Source organism: Paracoccus sp. PAR01, assembly GCF_014851995.1.
In the GTDB taxonomy this organism is placed as follows: domain Bacteria; phylum Pseudomonadota; class Alphaproteobacteria; order Rhodobacterales; family Rhodobacteraceae; genus Paracoccus; species Paracoccus litorisediminis.
The window spans coordinates 1-366 of record NZ_JACVAW010000103.1 but is presented as its reverse complement, the minus strand read 5'-3'; the positions used below and the strand labels follow the sequence as shown (position 1 = coordinate 366).

Below are 366 nucleotides of genomic sequence, written 5' to 3'. Positions count from 1 at the left end.
GCGACCAGATCGCGGCGATCGGGTTGGCGATGCCCTGATCGGCGATGTCGGGGGCCGAGCCATGCACCGGCTCGAACATCGAGGGACCCTTGCGGGTCGGGTCGATATTGGCCGAGGCGGCAAAGCCCAAGCCCCCCTGGATCGCCGCGCCCAGATCGGTCAGGATGTCGCCGAACAGGTTCGAGGCGACCACCACGTCCAGCGTCTCGGGGGCCATGACCATGCGCGCGGCAATGGCGTCGACATGGTAATGGCTGACCTCGACCTCGGGGAATTCGGCGGCCAGATCGCGGGTGACCTCATCCCAGAACACCATCGAGTATTTCTGGGCATTGGATTTGGTGACCGAGGCCAGCTTGCGCCGCC

The 366-nt window shown here is 65.8% G+C and carries 1 protein-coding gene; it reads right to left on the bottom strand.

Annotation, left to right across the window (positions count from 1 at the left end):
* A partial coding sequence (locus tag IB235_RS24870; protein WP_255524440.1) for an isocitrate/isopropylmalate family dehydrogenase occupies positions 1-366 on the bottom strand: 366 nt, incomplete at both ends.